The organism is Lentzea sp. NBRC 102530, from assembly GCF_030269365.1.
Classification (GTDB): domain Bacteria; phylum Actinomycetota; class Actinomycetes; order Mycobacteriales; family Pseudonocardiaceae; genus Lentzea.
In genome coordinates, this window is the sequence record NZ_BSTF01000001.1 from 370,610 (window position 1) to 387,566 (window position 16,957).

At 70.1% G+C, this 16,957-nt stretch carries 14 protein-coding genes; 6 read left to right on the forward strand and 8 right to left on the reverse strand.

The window, feature by feature from the left end; genetic code table 11:
• Positions 1-222: 222 nt before the first annotated feature.
• A complete protein-coding gene (locus QSK25_RS01810) occupies positions 223-1,140 on the forward strand; it encodes a hypothetical protein (protein ID WP_285631486.1) in 918 nt (305 codons plus the stop codon).
• The gene (locus tag QSK25_RS01815) at positions 1,137-1,667 is read left to right on the forward strand and encodes a histidine phosphatase family protein (RefSeq protein ID WP_285631489.1); all 531 of its coding nucleotides are present in this window, start codon (positions 1,137-1,139) and stop codon (positions 1,665-1,667) included. Before QSK25_RS01810 ends, QSK25_RS01815 begins: the two co-directional genes overlap by 4 nt.
• On the opposite strand, the gene QSK25_RS01820 is transcribed toward QSK25_RS01815, so the two are convergent.
• Positions 1,654-2,808, reverse strand: coding sequence for a metallophosphoesterase (locus QSK25_RS01820; protein WP_285631492.1), 1,155 nt, complete (start codon positions 2,806-2,808; stop codon positions 1,654-1,656). The two genes, QSK25_RS01815 and QSK25_RS01820, sit on opposite strands and share 14 nt — an antisense overlap.
• A gap of 190 nt (positions 2,809-2,998) precedes the next feature.
• Here QSK25_RS01820 and QSK25_RS01825 point away from each other — a divergent pair, with 190 nt between their 5' ends.
• The 3 genes from QSK25_RS01825 (at position 2,999) to QSK25_RS01835 (ending at position 7,826) form a co-directional block, all read left to right on the forward strand.
• A complete protein-coding gene (locus QSK25_RS01825; protein ID WP_285631496.1) occupies positions 2,999-3,388 on the forward strand; it encodes a hypothetical protein in 390 nt (129 codons plus the stop codon).
• Between the two features lie 74 nt (positions 3,389-3,462).
• Positions 3,463-4,707 (forward strand): PIN-like domain-containing protein, encoded by a 1,245-nt coding sequence (locus QSK25_RS01830; RefSeq protein ID WP_285631499.1) that lies wholly within the window; start codon positions 3,463-3,465, stop codon positions 4,705-4,707.
• A gap of 107 nt (positions 4,708-4,814) precedes the next feature.
• Positions 4,815-7,826, forward strand: coding sequence for an amidohydrolase family protein (locus QSK25_RS01835; protein WP_285631503.1), 3,012 nt, complete (start codon positions 4,815-4,817; stop codon positions 7,824-7,826).
• Here QSK25_RS01835 and QSK25_RS01840 read toward each other — a convergent pair.
• The 5 genes from QSK25_RS01840 to QSK25_RS01860 form a co-directional block, all read right to left on the reverse strand.
• Complete coding sequence (locus QSK25_RS01840) at positions 7,820-8,698, reverse strand: hydroxyquinol 1,2-dioxygenase (RefSeq protein WP_285631507.1); 879 nt, start codon at positions 8,696-8,698, stop codon at positions 7,820-7,822. The two genes, QSK25_RS01835 and QSK25_RS01840, sit on opposite strands and share 7 nt — an antisense overlap.
• Complete coding sequence (locus tag QSK25_RS01845) at positions 8,695-9,702, reverse strand: maleylacetate reductase (RefSeq protein ID WP_285631511.1); 1,008 nt, start codon at positions 9,700-9,702, stop codon at positions 8,695-8,697. Before QSK25_RS01845 ends, QSK25_RS01840 begins: the two co-directional genes overlap by 4 nt.
• Positions 9,699-11,459, reverse strand: a complete 1,761-nt coding sequence (locus tag QSK25_RS01850; RefSeq protein ID WP_285631514.1) for an FAD-dependent oxidoreductase — start codon at positions 11,457-11,459, stop codon at positions 9,699-9,701. Before QSK25_RS01850 ends, QSK25_RS01845 begins: the two co-directional genes overlap by 4 nt.
• Positions 11,460-11,506: 47 nt before the next feature.
• On the reverse strand, positions 11,507-12,412 hold the full coding sequence (locus tag QSK25_RS01855) for a helix-turn-helix domain-containing protein (protein WP_285631517.1): 906 nt from the start codon (positions 12,410-12,412) through the stop codon (positions 11,507-11,509).
• 100 nt (positions 12,413-12,512) lie between these two features.
• Complete coding sequence (locus tag QSK25_RS01860; RefSeq protein ID WP_285631520.1) at positions 12,513-12,947, reverse strand: NUDIX hydrolase; 435 nt, start codon at positions 12,945-12,947, stop codon at positions 12,513-12,515.
• 55 nt (positions 12,948-13,002) lie between these two features.
• On the opposite strand from QSK25_RS01860, the gene QSK25_RS01865 reads away from it, so the two are divergent.
• Positions 13,003-13,938 (forward strand): phosphotransferase, encoded by a 936-nt coding sequence (locus QSK25_RS01865; protein ID WP_285631523.1) that lies wholly within the window; start codon positions 13,003-13,005, stop codon positions 13,936-13,938.
• On the opposite strand, the gene QSK25_RS01870 is transcribed toward QSK25_RS01865, so the two are convergent.
• Positions 13,929-15,851: a putative bifunctional diguanylate cyclase/phosphodiesterase gene (locus QSK25_RS01870; RefSeq protein WP_285631526.1), complete on the reverse strand. Its 1,923-nt coding sequence runs from the start codon at positions 15,849-15,851 to the stop codon at positions 13,929-13,931. The two genes, QSK25_RS01865 and QSK25_RS01870, sit on opposite strands and share 10 nt — an antisense overlap.
• Positions 15,848-16,882 carry a sugar ABC transporter substrate-binding protein gene (locus tag QSK25_RS01875; RefSeq protein ID WP_285631529.1) on the reverse strand — a complete coding sequence of 345 codons (1,035 nt, stop codon included), beginning with the start codon at positions 16,880-16,882 and terminating at the stop codon, positions 15,848-15,850. Before QSK25_RS01875 ends, QSK25_RS01870 begins: the two co-directional genes overlap by 4 nt.
• Between the last annotated feature and the right edge of the window lie 75 nt (positions 16,883-16,957).

Sequence of the window (16,957 nt, forward strand, 5' to 3'; positions counted from 1 at the left end):
CGGTTTTTCGCCACTTGCGCGACGGGTGTCCGCAGGTGCGGGAGGGTGCCTCGCTTGACTCACGAGTCAGGAATCGGCACGAGATTGACCCGCTCGCCGTCACGGTACGTAGACGAAACGGGCTAACGGCCGCCACGGCGTGCGGTCCATTGAAGTCAAACAACCCGTTCGTGAAAGAACCACACGTTCGAGTGGCCCTGTGTCCCTGGCACACTGCGCTCCGTGCCGACCCAGTTCCCCGACGAACCACCGACCGAGCGCCACCTGGCGCCCGACCCCGCGTTGATGGAGGCTGCCCGCGCCAGGGGAGCCGCGCGCTGGGCCGCCGCCGGTGACCGCGTGGAGCAGGCAGAGCAAGCGAAACAGGCAGGTCCCCTCAAGCCGCGCGCCGCCGCGATCGCCGCCATCGTCGCGCTGGTCGTGCTCGGCGGGATCGCGATCACCACGTTCGACGGCGGCTCCGGCGACGGCACCACCGACATGGCGAACCCCTCGCACAGCTACATCCCCGGCATGATCACGCCGCCCGAGGAGCTGCCGGAGGAGTCCGCGTCGGACAGCCAGAACCCGACGCTCGCGTCCTCGGCGCTGGGCCTGGTGCCGACGACCACGCAGAACGTCGCCCCGCCACCCGCCGGGGACACCGGCCGCGCGCCCGGGGGTGCCAGGTCGTTCACGACCGGGCCCGGCTGCGGCGGGTTCACCAGCGTCGGCTCGTACCGCGACGGCAAGAAGGGCTGGGTCGACCACGGCGACGGCAGGTGCGGCTCGACGTTCGTGTCGATCCCGATGTCGGGCGACGCCCGCCGCGACGACAGCTCCGCCTACGGCCTGTGGACGTTCGCCGCAACCGGCACCTGCGAGGTCTCCGTGCACGTCCCGAACGGCGGGCTGGAGGAGGTCGGGGGTAATCCGACCGTGTACAACGTCTACGACCGCAACGGGGTCGGCGGCACGCCGCTCGCGTCGTTCGCGATCAAGCAGGTCGACAAGCGCGGCCAGTGGGTCAGCGCCGGGAAGTTCAAGGCCAGCGGAAACCTGACCGTGCAGCTGCTCACCCGAGGTCAGGACTGGAACAACTCCGGACCCACCTACGCCCATCACGCCGCCAGTGCCATCAAGGCAGACTGCACGGCGTGACAAGAGATCTTCACCTGGTCCGGCACGGCGAAGCGACGAACGACGGGTCGAGGCTGACCGCGCACGGCCGCAGGCAGACCGAAGCGCTGGCCGAACGGTTGCGGGACACCGGTTTCGCGGCCGTGCACCACGGTCCCCTGCCCCGCGCGACCGAGACGGCGTCGATCATCGCGGACGTGCTGGAGGTGCCGTGCCGGGTCGAGGCCGCGGCGGACGACTTCGTGCCGCACTTCGTCCCCGACCACGACGAGTTCTTCGACCGGTTCCCCGAGTCCGAACGCACCCGCGGCCCGGCACTCGCGCACGAGGCCGAGACCCGGTTCGCCCGGCCCGGCGACGGACCGGTGCTGGTCGTGACGCACGCGTTCCTGATCAGCTGGCTCGTGCGGGACGCACTCGACGCCCCGCCCGAGAGCTGGCTGACGCTGAACCACGACAACGCGGCGCTGACGGTCATCCGCTACACGACCGGCCAGTCACCGCGTCTCGTGCGGTTCAACGACTCAGGTCACCTCACGCGGCTTTGAGCGTCAGCAGCGAGATCTCGCTGGGCGCGAAGACGCGCATCGGCGGACCCCAGAAGCCGGAGCCGCGGCTGGTGTAGAGCTGGGTGCGGTCGCTGTGCCTGGACAGGCCGGCGACCACCGGCTGCTGGAGTCGCACCAGGTAGTGGAACGGCCAGATCTGCCCGCCGTGCGTGTGCCCGGACAGCTGCAGGTCCACGCCCGCCTCGACGGCCTTGCCGATCTCCGACGGCTGGTGCGCGAGCAGCACGACCGGCGCGGTGGAGTCGGCGCCGCGCAACGCGTGCGCGAGGTCGGCGGCGTGGCCGGGTTCGCCGGAGTGGCTCGCCGTGACGTCGTCGGTACCCGCGAACACGAGCTTGGCCTCGCCGCGCGTGAGCGTCTCGTGCTCGTTGCGCAGCGCCTTCCAGCCCAGCCGGGTCATCAGGTCGACCCAGCCCTGGCCGTTCGAGTAGTACTCGTGGTTGCCGGTGATGTAGAAGCGGTGCGGGGTGTTCACGTCGCCGAGGGGCGTGGCCTGCTCCAGGCGCTGCTCGGCCGTGCCGTCCGCGATGTCACCGACGTGCACGGCGACGTCGGCGTTCAGGCTGTTCACGGCGTCGACCATGCCGCGTGACCACTTGGCGCGGTTGATGGCGCCGTAGTGCGTGTCGGTGATGACCGCGACGGTCAGGCCGTCGAACGCGGGGTCGAGCCGGGGAATCGTCACGTCTTGCCGCTTGATCCGCGGCACGCGCATCGCCTCGTACACGCCGTACACCGTCACGGTGACGATGAGGACCGCGAGCAGCACGGCGATGAAACGGCTGCGGAACGGGTTCTCGACGCCCGCGAGCGCCATGCCGAGCCGCACGACGTCCGTCAGCAGCGTCCACACGAACGCGATCCACACGAACCCCAGCAGGAACTGGGAGATCCGTGCGGCGCGGTCACTGCCGCGCTGGGTGAACAGCACCATCATCGTGACGGCCGCGGCGATGAACACGACGGCCGCGATCGGGCGGACCGGGTCGGGCCATTCCGCGCTGGCCGCGAACAGGCCCTCGAACGGCACCCAGAACAGCAGCGTCGTCACGGTGAGGAGGACGAGCGTGAACACCACCCGCCGAACCGTGACGCGGGGCCGGGTAGCGGTGGTCGTCATCGAGCACATCCTCCTGAGTCAGTTGCCTTGGAACTGGTTCAACGCTCGACGGCCGCCGTTTGTTCGCCTTGCCGCCGATTGACGTCCGTCACAGGCGTTTTCCCTGTTCGGACGCAACCGCGCGGGCGTTCGGGAGTCTTCTAATCAACACCGGAACTCCCCGCCGACCCGACGACCTAGAGTGGGCCACATGATCTTCTACTCCGACGAGGAAAGCCGCACGCTCCGCACCGCCGTGTACGGCGCGATGCTGCTGGTTTCCCACGCCGACCCCGGCCCGGTGCTGGAGGAGCGGTTCGCCGGCCTGCGCGCTCTGACGCACCTGTCGCCCGACCTGCGCACCGTCCTCGGTGGCGCGCGCCCGTCCGTTCCCGCCGGGACGGACGAGGAGATCGAGCCGATGATCCTGGAGGCGCTGCGGTCGTCGATGAAGACGCTGACCGCGAAGTCGCCGGAGGACGCGGCGGACTTCCCGCGCGCGGTGCTCGCGATCTGCCGCGAGGTGGCCGAGGCGGACGGTGTCGTGGTGGACGCCGAGGACGCGATGGTCGCCCGCATCGAGGGCGCGCTCGCCCTCTGACGCCGGGTGGGCCGTTCGGATGAACGGCCCGCAACTCGCTGAAACGCCGCTCGCCCTGCCGCGATCATTCCGGCATGAACGGGTTGTACGACGGCGAGTTCGCCGGCTACAAGATCGCCTCCCCGGCCGAGCTGGACACCGCGCTGCGGGAGGCGGTCGTCGCGGTGGACGCGAACGTGCTGCTCGACCTGTACAGGTTCAGCCCGCGGACGTCGAGCGACCTGATCAACACCTTCAAGAGCCTGGGCGACCGGCTCGTCGTGCCGCACCAGGCGTTGCGCGAGTTCTGGCGGCACCGCCAGCGGGCGCAGGGCAGCCCGCGCGGCGCGACGAAGACCGCGACCGACGCGCTCGCCAAGTCGGGCCGCGCGATGACCGACACCCTGACGGTCTGGGCCAAGGCCGTGGGCTTCAACCAGGGCGATCTGGCCGGGCTCACCGGCGAGGTGGACGCGCTCGTGCGGGGACTCCAGGGAAAGCTTCAGCAGGCGCTCGCGCACGCCGACGCGGACCGGGTCGGGGATCCGATCCTGGAGCAGCTGGAGGAGTTGCTGCACGGCCGGGTCACCTCGCCGCTGCCGGAGGAGGAGCACGCTTCCTGCGTTGCCGAGGCTGCTCGGCGCATCACCGCGGAGATCCCGCCCGGCTACAAGGACGCGGGCAAGCAGGAGGACGGCTCGGCCGACGGCGGTGCGGGCGACTACCTCGTCTGGTACCAGGCCACCCGGTACGCCCAGGAACACCAGCGCGACCTGCTGATCGTCACCCGTGACGAGAAGGAGGACTGGTGGTGGCGGCAGGGAGCCGAGTTCATCGGCCCGCGCCCTGAGCTCTCTCTGGAGTACCAGGGCCTGACCGGACGGCGGCTGTTCCTGATGCGTCCAACTGAGCTGCTCGCACGTGCGTTCGTGTTGGAGGTGGACGTCGACGAGGATTCGTCCGCAGACGCGGATCGCCTGTCCTCCTACGTCGACGAGATCGAGGATCAGCGGCCGGCGACATGGACGCTGGAAGAGCTCGCCGTGCTCCTCGTCGAACTCGACGCGCACGCGCCGTCCCAGGCGGCAGCGCTCCGACTCGCAGTCCAAGGGAACCGGGTCCAGTTCGACCAGGTGCCCTCGCTGGGTGCGGATCCAGACGTCGGTGAAATGCGCAGGTTCAGCAGCCCTTATCTAGGTCTGACCGCATCGCTGCAGGCGCAAGGGCTTCTTCATCGGGGCCTGCCTCCGATCGTCAAGTATGGCATCCAGGAAGGGGCCTTGTGTTTCGTGTTCCCTCCGGAGGTGCCCGCGTTGCTGCGCGCACTCGCCGCCAACTGAGACCAGCGTCCCACTAGGTGGGTGGTGGGCCGAATGGCGGATGTGCGGTGAAATCGCGGTGCCAGGGTGGATTCCATAGGGGAGAAGACACTGGGGAGTGTGCCGCCATGGAACTGTCGCGCCGCGAACTGCTGACCCGCAGCGGCCAGGCCGCCGCCGTCGCCACCGCCGCGTCCGCGTTGACGATCGGGACCGCCTCCGCCTCCGAGCAGGGTGAGCGGGTGAAGCTGACGCAGGGCACCAACATCTCGGTGTCCCGCTCGCGTGACGGCCGGTGGCTCGCCATCGACCTGGTCACCGCGATCTGGGTCTTACCGGCCGGTGGCGGGGAAGCGCGCAAGCTCACCGACGAACTGCAGGACGCGACACTGCCGTCGTTCGGGCCTGGCAACCAGATCGCGTTCCAGTCCTATCGGGACGGCAACTTCCACCTCTACCTGATCGGGCTCGACGGGCGTGGGCTCAAGCAGCTCACGCAGGGCAAGTTCGACCACCGCGAACCCGCTTTTTCGCCTGATGGCAAGCATCTCGCGTTCGTCAGCGACCGAGCGGGCAGCTACGGCGTGCACGTGCTGGAGCTGGCCAGCGGCAAGATCACGCAGCTCACCGGCGTGCCGGACGAGGCCGCGGCGCCGCAGTGGTCGAGCGACGGCAAGCGGATCATCTTCACCGTCGGCAACGCGGCGGTGGACGTCGTGTCGTTGGACGGCAAGCGCGAACGACTCGTCACGGCGCCCGCTGGGTGGCAGCTGTTCGGGGCCGCGTTCGGGCCGGGCGACCAGCCGAGCTACACGCGGATGCGGCCGGGCGAGGCCGAGTTGGTGCTCGGGACCGCGGCGGTCGTCACCGGGCAGGACGTGTTCGGGTTCGCGCCGATCTGGGACGGCGACAGCGTTCTCTACACCGCCGACGGCAAGATCCGCCTGCTGGCCAACGGTTCCACGAAGGACATCGCGTTCGAGGCCGTCGTGCCGGTGACCACGAAACGGCGGCCCGCGCGCACGCAGAACCTCACCGGCGGCGCGGTCAAGGGCATCGCGAGCCCTGTGGTGTCGAGCGACGGCAAGATCGCGTTCCGGGCGTTGAACGCGCTGTACCTGCTGACCGACGGCAAGGCCACCAAGCTCACCGACGGGAAGTACTTCGACTCCGATCCGGACTTCTCGCCCGACGGCAGGCAGATCGTCTACGCGAGCGACCGCACCGGTGTCGCCCAGCTGTGGGTCCGCGACCTCGCCTCCGGCCAGGACGATCTGTTCGCGCCCGCACCCCACGCGCAGATCACGCCCCGCTTCTCGCCGGACGGCACGAAAGTCGCCTACCTCGACCAGGACGGCCAGGTGTGGGTCACCGACCGGCAGGGCCGCCGCCAGCTCACCCCGACGTTGTTCCAGCCCGGCCGCCCGACCTGGTCGAAGGACGGCAACACAGTCGCGCTGGCCGCGGTGAAGCCGTTCTCGCGCCGGTTCCGCGAGGGCACCAGCCAGGTCCTGAGCGTCGACCTGACCAGCGGCGACCTCCGCTACACCGAGCCGATGCCGTTCCGCTCCATCGCGACCCGAGGCGACGACGGGCCGGTGTGGTCACCGGACGGCAAGCACATCGCGTTCGTCGTCGAGAGCGTCGCCTGGGTCGTCCCGGTCGACGCCAAGGGCACCTTCGTCGGTGCACCGCGCCAGGTCACCCGCGAGGTCACCGATTCGCTGGCGTGGCACGGCGACGACGCGTTGGTGTACCTCAACAACGGCCGCCTCCGCAGGTCCACTCTGGACGGAAAGGTCACGACCATCCGGCACGGCCTCACCTGGCGCAAACCGAAGGCCCCGGACCGCAAGGTGATCCGCGTCGGCGCCTACTGGGATGGCGAGGCGCACGAGCTCAAGCGCGACGTCGACATCGTCGTAGAGCACGGCAAGATCGCCGACATCCGTCCGCAGCGCGGCAAAGCCGACGTCGACGCCGGCGGTTTGACCGCCATCCCGGGCCTGATCGACGCCCACAACCACTGGCACCTGCGCGGCCGCCAGTGGGGCGCGCGGCAGGGCAACGTCTGGCTCGCGTACGGCATCACGACCGTCCGTTCGCCCGGCGACCCGGTCTACCAGATGGTCGAGACCAGGGAGGCCCTCGCGGCCGGAACCCTGACGGGGCCGAGGTTCTACGCCACCGGCGAGGCCGTCGACGGCTCCCGCGTCTACTACAACTTCATGCGCCCGACCCTGAGCAAGGCGCAGCTGGACCTCGAACTCCGCCGCGGCCACGAACTCGGCTACGACATGATCAAGACCTACGTCCGGCTGCCCGTCGAGCTGCAACGCGCCGCCGTGCGGCGGTCGAGGGTCCCGCTGTCGAGCCACTACCACTACCCGGCCGCGCTCTTCGGCATGGACGGTCAGGAACACGTCGGCGCCACCAACCGCCTCGGCTACTCGCACACGATCACCCGGCAGGGCAGGGCCTACCAGGACGTCGTGGCGATCTTCACCACGTCCGGCATGTCCATGACCCCGACCCTGTTCCAGTCACGGGCCTTGTACGACAACGACAAGTCGCTCGCCACCGACGAACGCACCCGCGTCCTCTACCCGCCGTGGGAGTACGAGCGCAACCTCGCCGACGCCAACGCCCAGGGCACCCCGGCGGGCACCTCGTCCCGCGCGGTCCTGAAGGGCTGGGTGGAGTTCGCGCTGAACGTGCACCGCGGCGGCGGGTTCGTCATCACCGGCACCGACGCCCCGCTCGACAGCCCCGCCACCGCCACCCACCAGAACCTGCGTGCACTCGTCGAATACGGCTTCACCCCACGGGAAGCGCTCATCACCGCGACCCGCAACCCGGCGAAGTGGCTGGGCCTGCCGCTCGGCGCGATCAGGCCGGGCGCGCCGGCCGACATCGCGTTCGTCGAAGGCGACCCGCTGGCCGACATCAAGGCGGCGGCGAACGTCCGGCAGGTCATGGTCGGCGGGGTGCTGCACACCGTCGCCGACCTGCTGGAGCCGTACCGGCAGCAGGGGCAGAACCTGACGACGTCAGCGGCGCTCGACCCGTTCCCGTCCGCGGAGAACAAGCACTGGTGGCACGAACCGGAGTGGGCCGAGCGCGTCTGCTGCGATCACTGAGAGGGCGCCAGCACGATGTCGAAACGGGAGCGCGTCCACGGTTTGTCGCCGAGCGCCCTCCCGTCCGGCGTCGGCGCCCCCACCGGCTGCTCCTCGAACCGCTTGACCAGCGACTCCTTCACCCCGAACACCGAGTCGCCGATCTCCAGCTGCGGATCGCCCTCGACGAAGATGTGCGTGACCAACGTGCGGAAGCCGGTGGCCGACACCATGAAGTGCAGGTGTGCGGCCCGCACGGGGGAGCGGTCGACGGCGTCGAGGAGCGCGCCGACCGGGCCGTCGTGCGGGATCGGGTACGGGGTGGGCTGCACGCACCAGAAGCCGAACCCGCCGTCGTCGCCGGAGAACAGGTGGCCGCGGCCCGCCACGCGTGCGTCGGTGTACTGGACGTCGTAGAAGCCGTCCTCGTCGGCCTCCCACACCTCGATCCTCGCGCCCGGCAGCGGGTTGCCGGCGGTGTCGCGGACGGTTCCCTCGACCCAGCACGGGGTTCCGGCCGCGCCGCCCGCGATGTCGCCGCCGATGCCCACCAGCGGTGACTCCTCGACGAAGAACGGGCCGAAGACCGTTGCCTCCGTGGCGTTCTCGTAGGCCTCGTTGTTGACGGCGATGGTCTGCATCGAGGCGCCCAGGACGTCGGACAGCAGGATGAACTCCTGCCGCTTGTCGTCGGTGATGTGGCCGACGGCGGTGAGGAACTCGATCGCGCGCGTCCACTCCGCCTCGGTGAGGCGGGTTTCGCGGATGAACGCGTGCAGGTGCCGGACGAGCGCCTCCATGAGCTCGCGCAACCGGGGGTCGGGGGTGCGGGCGAACGAGGCCAGCACGTCCGTGATCAGCTGCTCCTCGACTCGTTGCTGGGCGGTGGTCATGCCGGCACTCCATCCGGGTTCTGGCCCGCCTGGGCGGCGGCGAGCAGGGAGATCAGGTCGTCCTCGGTGACGGCGCGGGGGTTCGACGGGGGAACGGACGGCAGGATCAGTGCAGCCGCCTCGCGCACGTCCGGGACGCCGTGCAGCACGTGCGAGGCGCCGACCGAGTCGTAGAGGTCGATCAGGCTGCCGCCCAGCGCCTCGCGGATGCGGGCAGCCGCCTCGGGTGCCGCAGGGGTGTTGAACGCCAGCACGTACGGCAGGATCGCCGCGTGCGTCTCGGCGTGCGGCACGTTGTAGGCGCCGCCCAGGACATGGCAGATCTTGTGGTGCAGGCCGGATCCGGCCGACGCGAACGCCACCGCGGCCAGGTAGGCGCCGTAGAGCATCTGCTCGCGGGCGTCCTGACGCAGGCCGGCACTCAGCGCCCGGATGCCCTCCAACGCCAGCGCCTGGTTGATCGGGTCGGTGCGGGGCGCCCACATCGAGTCGACGCAGTGCGCCAGCGCGTTGCAGCCCGAGGCGACGGCCAGCGCACGGGGCAGGGACGCGGTCAGGGCGGCGTCGTAGACGACGGTCTTCGGCAGCACCCGGTCGTCCGCGCCGGTGGTCTTGCGCGACGCCTCGGTCAGGCCCCACACGTCGGTCGCCTCGGAACCCGCGTAGGTGGTCGGCACGGCGACGATCGGCAGGCCGGTGGTCAGCGCGATCGCCTTGGCCAGACCGGTCGTGGAACCGCCGCCGATGCTCACCAGCAGGTCCGCGCCGGAGTCCAGAGCCAGCGCACGCGCCCGTTCGGCGTTCTCGACCGGTACGTGCGGTGCCACGTCCGTGCAGTGCGCGGCCACGTCGATCTTCGCGGCCACCTCGGCGGCGACGGGTTCGCTGGAGATCAGCAGCACCCGCCGCGCACCGAGCCGGTCGACCTCGGCCGCGAGGTCGGCGGCGGCCGTGCCGGTGCCGAACAGCACGCGCTGGCCCAAGGTGGTGTGCTGCCAGTTCATGCGGTCTCCTCCCGGTCCAGCACCGACGTCAGGACGGTCATCAGCTCGGCCTCCGGGTCCGCGGGCAACGAGGGAGCACGCCAGGCGACGTGCTTGTCCGGCCGCACCAGCACCGCTCCGTCTTCGTCCACACCGGACAGCCGCGACCAGTCGAAGTAGAGGTCGGTGACCTCACGGCCCGGCCCGATGATCACGGTCTGCAACGCGATGCCCAGCCGGTCGGCGGCCTTCTGCGCCGCGTCCGCCCAGGCCTCGCCGGTGATCCCGGTCAGCAGCGTGAACCGCCCGTACGGCACCAGGTCGTGCGTCGAGACCTTGCGGCGGCTGTCCCCGACCCAGGCGTGCGGCAGCCGGGCACCGGGCCAGGTCGACGGCTCGTAGTACAACTCCGGATCGCGCGACGGCTCAGGACGATCGGAACCATCACCCACGACGGCACGCGACACGTACGACTGACCCATCTCCACGCCGTGGGCGTTGAACTCGTAGTTCTTCAGTTCCATCGCCTCCCGCACGGCCGCGCGCTTGGCCGCCCCGGCAAGGCTGCTGTCCTTGCGCTCCTCGATCCGCGCGTCCATCTCGGCCGCCGACTGAGAGGCGTCCAACCCCAAGGCCTCGAACAACGCACCGAACTCACGGGCGGACCTGTTGGCACGCGTCACGATCTGGCGCGCGACGGGCGCGCGTTCGTCGGAATAGGTGTCCAGCAAAGAGCTTCCAGCCTGTCCGTTCAACACCAGCGCGAGCTTCCACGCCAGGTTGTACGAGTCCTGGATCGAGGTGTTGGAGCCGAGGCCGTTCGACGGCGGGTGCTTGTGCACGGCGTCCCCGGCGCAGAACACCCGGCCGCGGTGCAGGCGCGTCGCGTACTGCTCGTTGTTGCCCCACAACGAGATCCCGGTGATCTCGGCGTCCAGCGCGGGATCACCGACGAGGTTGCGCACGATCTGCAACGCGTCGTCCTCGCTCACCTCGGGCACGCCCTGCGCGAGGTCGAAGCCCCACACGATCAGCCACTCGTTCCACGGCCGCACCATCCGCACGAGCCCGGCACCGATGCCACCGACGTTCGCGCCCGGCTGGATCACCCAGTACAGCACCGAGGGCCGGTGCCGGCAGAGGTCGGAGAGGTCCGCCTTGAACGTGATGTTCATCGAGCCCGCGATGTCCATCTCGCCCTCGTAGGGCAGGCCCAGGTCGGCGGCCACGGCGGAGCGCGCGCCGTCCGCGCCGATCAGGTACCTGGCCCGGATCTCGTACTCGTGCCCGGTCGTCCGGTCGAGCACCCGCACGGTCACGCCGTCCGCGTCCTGCTCGTGCCCCAGGTACTCGGTGCTGAACCGGGTGAGGGTGCCGCGTTCCGTGGCGTTGCGGACCAGGATCGGCTCCAGGTACGTCTGCGGGATGTCGCAGTTCATCGACGGTGACGCGAGCACGTGGTCGGCGTGCCGCGCGGGGTGGGTGCCCCACGTGAGGATGCGGCCGATCTCCTCGCCGGTGATCGACGTGCAGAACACCGTGTCACCGATCTGGTCGTGCGGGGTGGCGTCGGCGAGCACCTGGCTCTCGACGCCGACGTCGCGGAGGATCTCCATCGTGCGCTGGTTGGTGATGTGCGCACGGGGCGTGTTCGCGGTCCACCGGTACTTCGTGATCATGATGTTCGGAACGCCCAGGGTGGACAGGAACAACGCCGCGGAGGCCCCGGCAGGGCCGGACCCCACGATCACCACATCGGTCTCGACGAAGGTCACCATGCCGAGAACGGTGACAGGTCAACTTCCTCGTCGGTGGCCCGTACGCGTCACGTGGCGGAAACAGGCAAAAACTTCAGCGCCGCCCGGTCCTGCCTCGGCGTCACGCCGAACCGCGCCCGGTACGTGCGGGAGAAGTGCGCCTGCGAGACGAACCCGGTCCTGGCCGCGACCTCGGCCAGCGGGACCGGTTCGGCGAGCATCCTCCGGGCCGCGTCGAGGCGGGCGTTCAGGATCGCCTGCGGGACGCTCTGCCCCGACCTCGCGAACAACCGCGACAGGTGCCGGTCCGAGTAGCCGATCGCGCCCGCGATCCGCTGCGCGCACAGCTCCGGTTCGTGCAGGTGGGCCTCGATGAACGCGTGCGCGGCGGCCAGGTCGGCGGCCGGCGTGCGGGCGCCCAGCAGCGAGTCCAGCAGCGCGGCGGCCGTGCTCTCCAGCCCGTCCCAGTCGGCAGGCCCGCGCAACGCCCCGGTCAGCGCGTTGACCAGCGCGAACGCGTGCGCGTTGGTCCGGAAACCGAACAACTGCGGTGTCACGGGACCCCGGCGCGGCGCCTTCAGCACGAGTTCGGTGAGGCCGTCGGAGAACTCCCGCCGGAACGGCCGGTCGGCGTCGAGCACCAGCGCCTGGCCGGGGACGACGTGGTCGGTGCCGCCCCGGTGCTCGAACGTGCTCCGCCCGGCGAGCGAGAAGTAGACGACGACGCCGTCGGCGGGGTGCTCGGCGATCTGCCGGACGTCCCTGTCGACGGCGTGCGGCGACCCGGTCACCCGCGCCACCTGCAGCTTCGGCAGCGTCAGGTTCACCTCGGTGCCCTCGAACGGCCGGTCCGCGGTGACCCGCAGGCCGACCAGGGCGCGGGCGTTGTGCTGCTCCCACCCGGCCAGCCTGCGCGCACCGGGCAGGTCGTGCGTCCGGAACCTGGTCAGGCCGGGCGGGTGCACGAGTGCCATCCGTTCACGGTAACCCGTCCGTCACACGCGGGCGACGAACCTGATCTCCACCCGCTGTTCCGGGAACGCGAGCCCGGTCGTGCCCGCCACCCGCCCGCCGTCACCAGCCGACGACCCCGAACGCCTCTCCCGCCAGATATCCCGCGATCCCCGCCGCCGGGTACCCGATCATGTTCTCCGGCAGCTCCCGCAGCCCGAACCACCCCAGCTCCGAACACTTCTCCGGCTCCTGGTTCTCCGGCTCCCCGCTCCACCGCGGCACCTCGAAGTACAACCCGAGCCGCGGCTCCACCCCGAACCCGTTGGCGTGCGAGGTGTGCACGTGCCGCAGGTCGGCGGGGTCGATCACCACCCCGACCTCCTCCTTCGCCTCCCGCACGGCGGCCGCGACCACCGACTCACCGGCGTCGAGCTTGCCGGACGGCAGGTGCCAGCACCCGTCGAACCTCGGATCGGGATCACGCCGCCGCGACAGCAACACCGAGCCGTCACGGACGAGCAGGACGTGGACGTCGATCAGGTGACGGTCAGCCATGTCGCCCACCGTAAATGATCTGCGAGGGGCTGCGGTTTCGTGACACGATCGTGCCATGTCAACCTTCGCGACCCCTGAAGACATCGCCCACCGCACGGAGGCGGCCACGCGGGCCGCGGTCGAAGCCGGTCGCGAACTCGGCCTGGAGATCACCGAGGGCAAGGTCCTCTACGAACTGTTCTCCGTCGTCGTGCACCTCGCGCCGTCGCCGGTCGTGGCCCGCATCCCGACCGTGCTGCCGCACACCACGACCCCGGAAAGCCTGGCCAAGAGGCAACAGCGGGAACTGGACGTCGCGCAGTGGCTGCACGACCAGGGCACCCCGGTGATCCCGCCGAGCCCGCTCGTCGAGCGCACACCGGTGCGGAAGAACGGTTTCTCCATCACGTTCTGGCCGTTCACCGACGAGGACAGGTCGAAGGAACCCGACTACGTCAAGAACGCCGAGCTGACCGCCGACCTGCACAAGGCGCTGCGGGACTACCCCGGCGAGCTCGACTTCCTGTCGTCGGCCGAACCCCAGTTCGTCCGGGAAGGCCTGCAACGCTTGGCAGGGCTCGACATCGTGAGCGCAGAGGACCTCGCCAGGGCACGAGCCGAGTGGGAGGTCCTGGAACCGCTCGCGAGCGACGAGGCCGAGTTCCGCAAGCGGTTCCCCGGCATCGACCTGCAGCCCATCCACGGCGACTCGCCGCCCGCGAACATCTTCGCGAGCACCAACGGCCCGTTGTTCTCCGACTTCGAACTCATCACCCGCGGCCCGGTCGAGTGGGACCTCGGCGGCCTCGGCCCGGAGTACGAAGCCGCCTACAACCGGGGCGCGAGCAGGAACGGCCTGCGCGACCTCGACAAGGAGGTGCTCAGGTTCGTCAACGCCATCGGCGCGATCCGCGTGCTCGCCTACCTGTCGGTGGCGGACCAGCTCCCCGCCATGGTCGAGTTCATGCAGCCGTTCATCGACCAGTGGCGGGACACCGATCCTTACGCGTGAGCCGCGGCCCGGTCACCGAGCCAGGACACGACTTCCTCGGCGGGCAGCGGCTCGCTGAGGAAGTACCCCTGCACCACGTCGCAGCCCGCCTCGGCCAGCGCGGTCCAGGTGTCCTGGTCCTCCACGCCCTCCGCGACGGCCTGCAGGCCGAAGTTGCGGGCCAGCGCCACCAGGGCGTGCACGATCGCCGAATCGCCGGCGTCGGTGCACATGTGCGTGACGAACGACCGGTCGAGCTTCATCTCGTGCACCCGCATGCTGCGCAGGTACGAGATCGACGAGTAGCCGGTGCCGAAGTCGTCGATCGAGAGCCGCACGCCCAGTTCGGTCAGGCCGCGCAACACCTCCACCGCGCGGTCCGGGTCCGAGATGATCGCGGACTCGGTGATCTCCAGCGTCAGCAGGCGGGCCGGCAGGCCGTGCCGCTTGATCAGGTCGGCCACGTCGCCGGGGAACTCCGTGTGGTGCAGGCAGGCCGCGCCCACGTTCACCGAGACCGGCACCTCCCAGCCCGCGTCCGACCACGACCGGCACTGCCGCAGGGCCGCGTCGATCACGTACCGGGTGAGCGGCTCGATGAGGCCGTTCTCCTCGGCGATCGGGATGAACTCGTCCGGCCGCACCAGACCGCGGGTCGGGTGCTGCCAGCGGGCCAGCGCCTCGACACCGCACACCGCGCCCGTGTTCGCCAGTGCCTTGGGCTGGTAGTGCAGGAACAGCTCGCCGCGGTCGATCGCGTGGCGCAGTTCCGTGACGGCCGTGAGGTGCGCGGCGCCGCGTTCGTGCAGACGCGCGTCGTACACGGCCACACCGGACTTCTCGCGCTTGGCCGCGTACATCGCGATGTCCGCGTGCCGCAGCAGCTCGTGGCCGTCGCCGGAGTCCGACGGGCACAGCGCCACGCCGACGCTGCCCGCTATCTCGAGCTCCAGGCCCTCCAGCGTCACCGGCATCGCCAGCGCCTGCAGGATCTTCTCCGCGACCATGCTCGCGTTCTCCGCCGAGCCGACACCCGGCAGCAGCACCGCGAACTCGTCGCCGCCCAGCCGTGCCACGAGGTCCGTGTCGCGCACGGCCCACGACAGGCGGTGCGCCACCTGGCGCAGCAGCAGGTCACCGGTGTGGTGGCCGAGGGAGTCGTTGACCTCCTTGAACCTGTCCAGGTCCACGATCAGCAACGCCAGCGGCTCGTCCTTCTTGCGCGCCTTCTCGACGGCCTCTTCCATCCGCCGCGCGAGCAACGCCCGGTTCGCGAGGCCCGTCAGGGTGTCGTGGTGCGCCTCGTGCTCGTTCTTCGCGGCCTGGCGCAGGATCATCCGGCGCTGGCCGAGCAGGATCATGCCGAACAACCCGACCAGGGCCGCGTCCAGCACGAACACCACGATCTGCGCGATCCGCAGCTGGGCGTTCTTCGCGTCGGCCGTGCGCAGGTACTCGTTGGTGTCGAGGCGCTGCACCCCGATCGTCGAGGAGATCTGGCGCTTGAGCGACGAGTGCGCGAGCGCGGCCTGGTCCGCCTGCAACGGGTCGGTGCCGGCGACGACCTCGCGCAGCATGTCCGTGCTCTGGTCGTACAGCGTCAGCAGCCGGCCCGCCTCCTGCTTGTCGGTCGGCGAGCCGTTGGTGAGCAGCCACTCGAGGTCCGGTCGCGCTGACGCGACGGAGTTCTGCAGCGGCTGGACCGTCTGCTCGGTCCGCGCCAGCCGGATGTCGCTCAACGCGTTGTCGGCGACGTTGATGTGCTCCAGCACGCGGGCCCAGCGCTCGCTGGTCTCGTTGAGCTCGCGGACGTGCGCGGTCGTGGACCGGGCGCTGATGCTGCTCCACAGCGCCAGCCCGGCCAGGACCAGCAGTCCCAACGTCAGCCCCACCGTCGCCACCCGTGCGGTGGCGCGGCCCTCCCAAAAGCTCACCGTGCCTGCTCCAACGGTCGCACCCAGCTCGCCGGATCCTCGACGAAGCTGTCGATCTGAGGCTGGAAGAAATCCTTGCGGGCCTTCTCCGACTCCTGCCGGTGCAGGATCTGGTCCAGGTTCCCGGTGGTGACCGTGAGCCCCGGCGTCTCGATCCAGCCCTGCGGCAGCGGCTCCCCACCCTGGGCGTGCCGAGCCAGGAGCCAGCCTGCCACAGCGCCCTTGAGGTAGTGCTCCGGCGAGATGGACGCCACCATCGCGCCGTCCCGCACCGCCTGCAACGTTCTCGGGTCGACCCCGAACCCGCCCACCAGCCACCTCGCCGACTTCTCGGTTCTCAACGCGGCGAGGTTCACGCCGTCGCAGTCGCCGGTACCAACGAACGCGAGGGCGTTCGGATTCGCGGCCACGAGACGTTTCCACGCGTCGCGATTCGCGGCGTCGTCACGTTGCGTGTCGAACGGGCCCAGCACCACTACCCCCGGTAGCTTTTCTGCGAATCGACCCCGGATTCCCTCTGCCCGGTCGTCGAACCCGGCGAGTCCCGGCGCGGTGTTTCCCAACACCACCGTTCCGGTCGCGTCCGAGGGCAATCGGCGCATCAACTCGTCAGCCAGCTTTTCGCCCAGTTCGTAGTCGTCGTTACCGATGTGCAGCCTCACTCCGGAACTCGCGGTGAGCCGCGTGTCCACCCCGACCACCGCGACGTGCCGGTCGAGCGCCTCACCGATGGACGGGGCCATCAGCGCGGGTTCGGACGTCGCGACGGCGATTCCGCCTTTCGCGGCGCTCGTCAAATCCCGGAACAACTCGACTTCCTTGTGCCCGTCCTGCCCGCGAGGGCCGGTGACCGTCGCGCTGACGCCGCCGACGCGGTTGACGCCCTCGTGAAAGCCGCTGGTCATCTCCTGCGCGAACGAGCCACCGGTCCGCTTGACCACGAAAGCCACGTGCGGCAGCGCCTGGGAACCGGTGGCGTCACCGCACCCCGCCACCAGCACCAGACCCAGCACCAGCGCCGCAGCTCGCATGGATGACCTCGGGCTCGTCACGAGATGGATTGATCTCCAGAGCGGCTGAGCCTACAACGCTTGGTGCCAAACCGG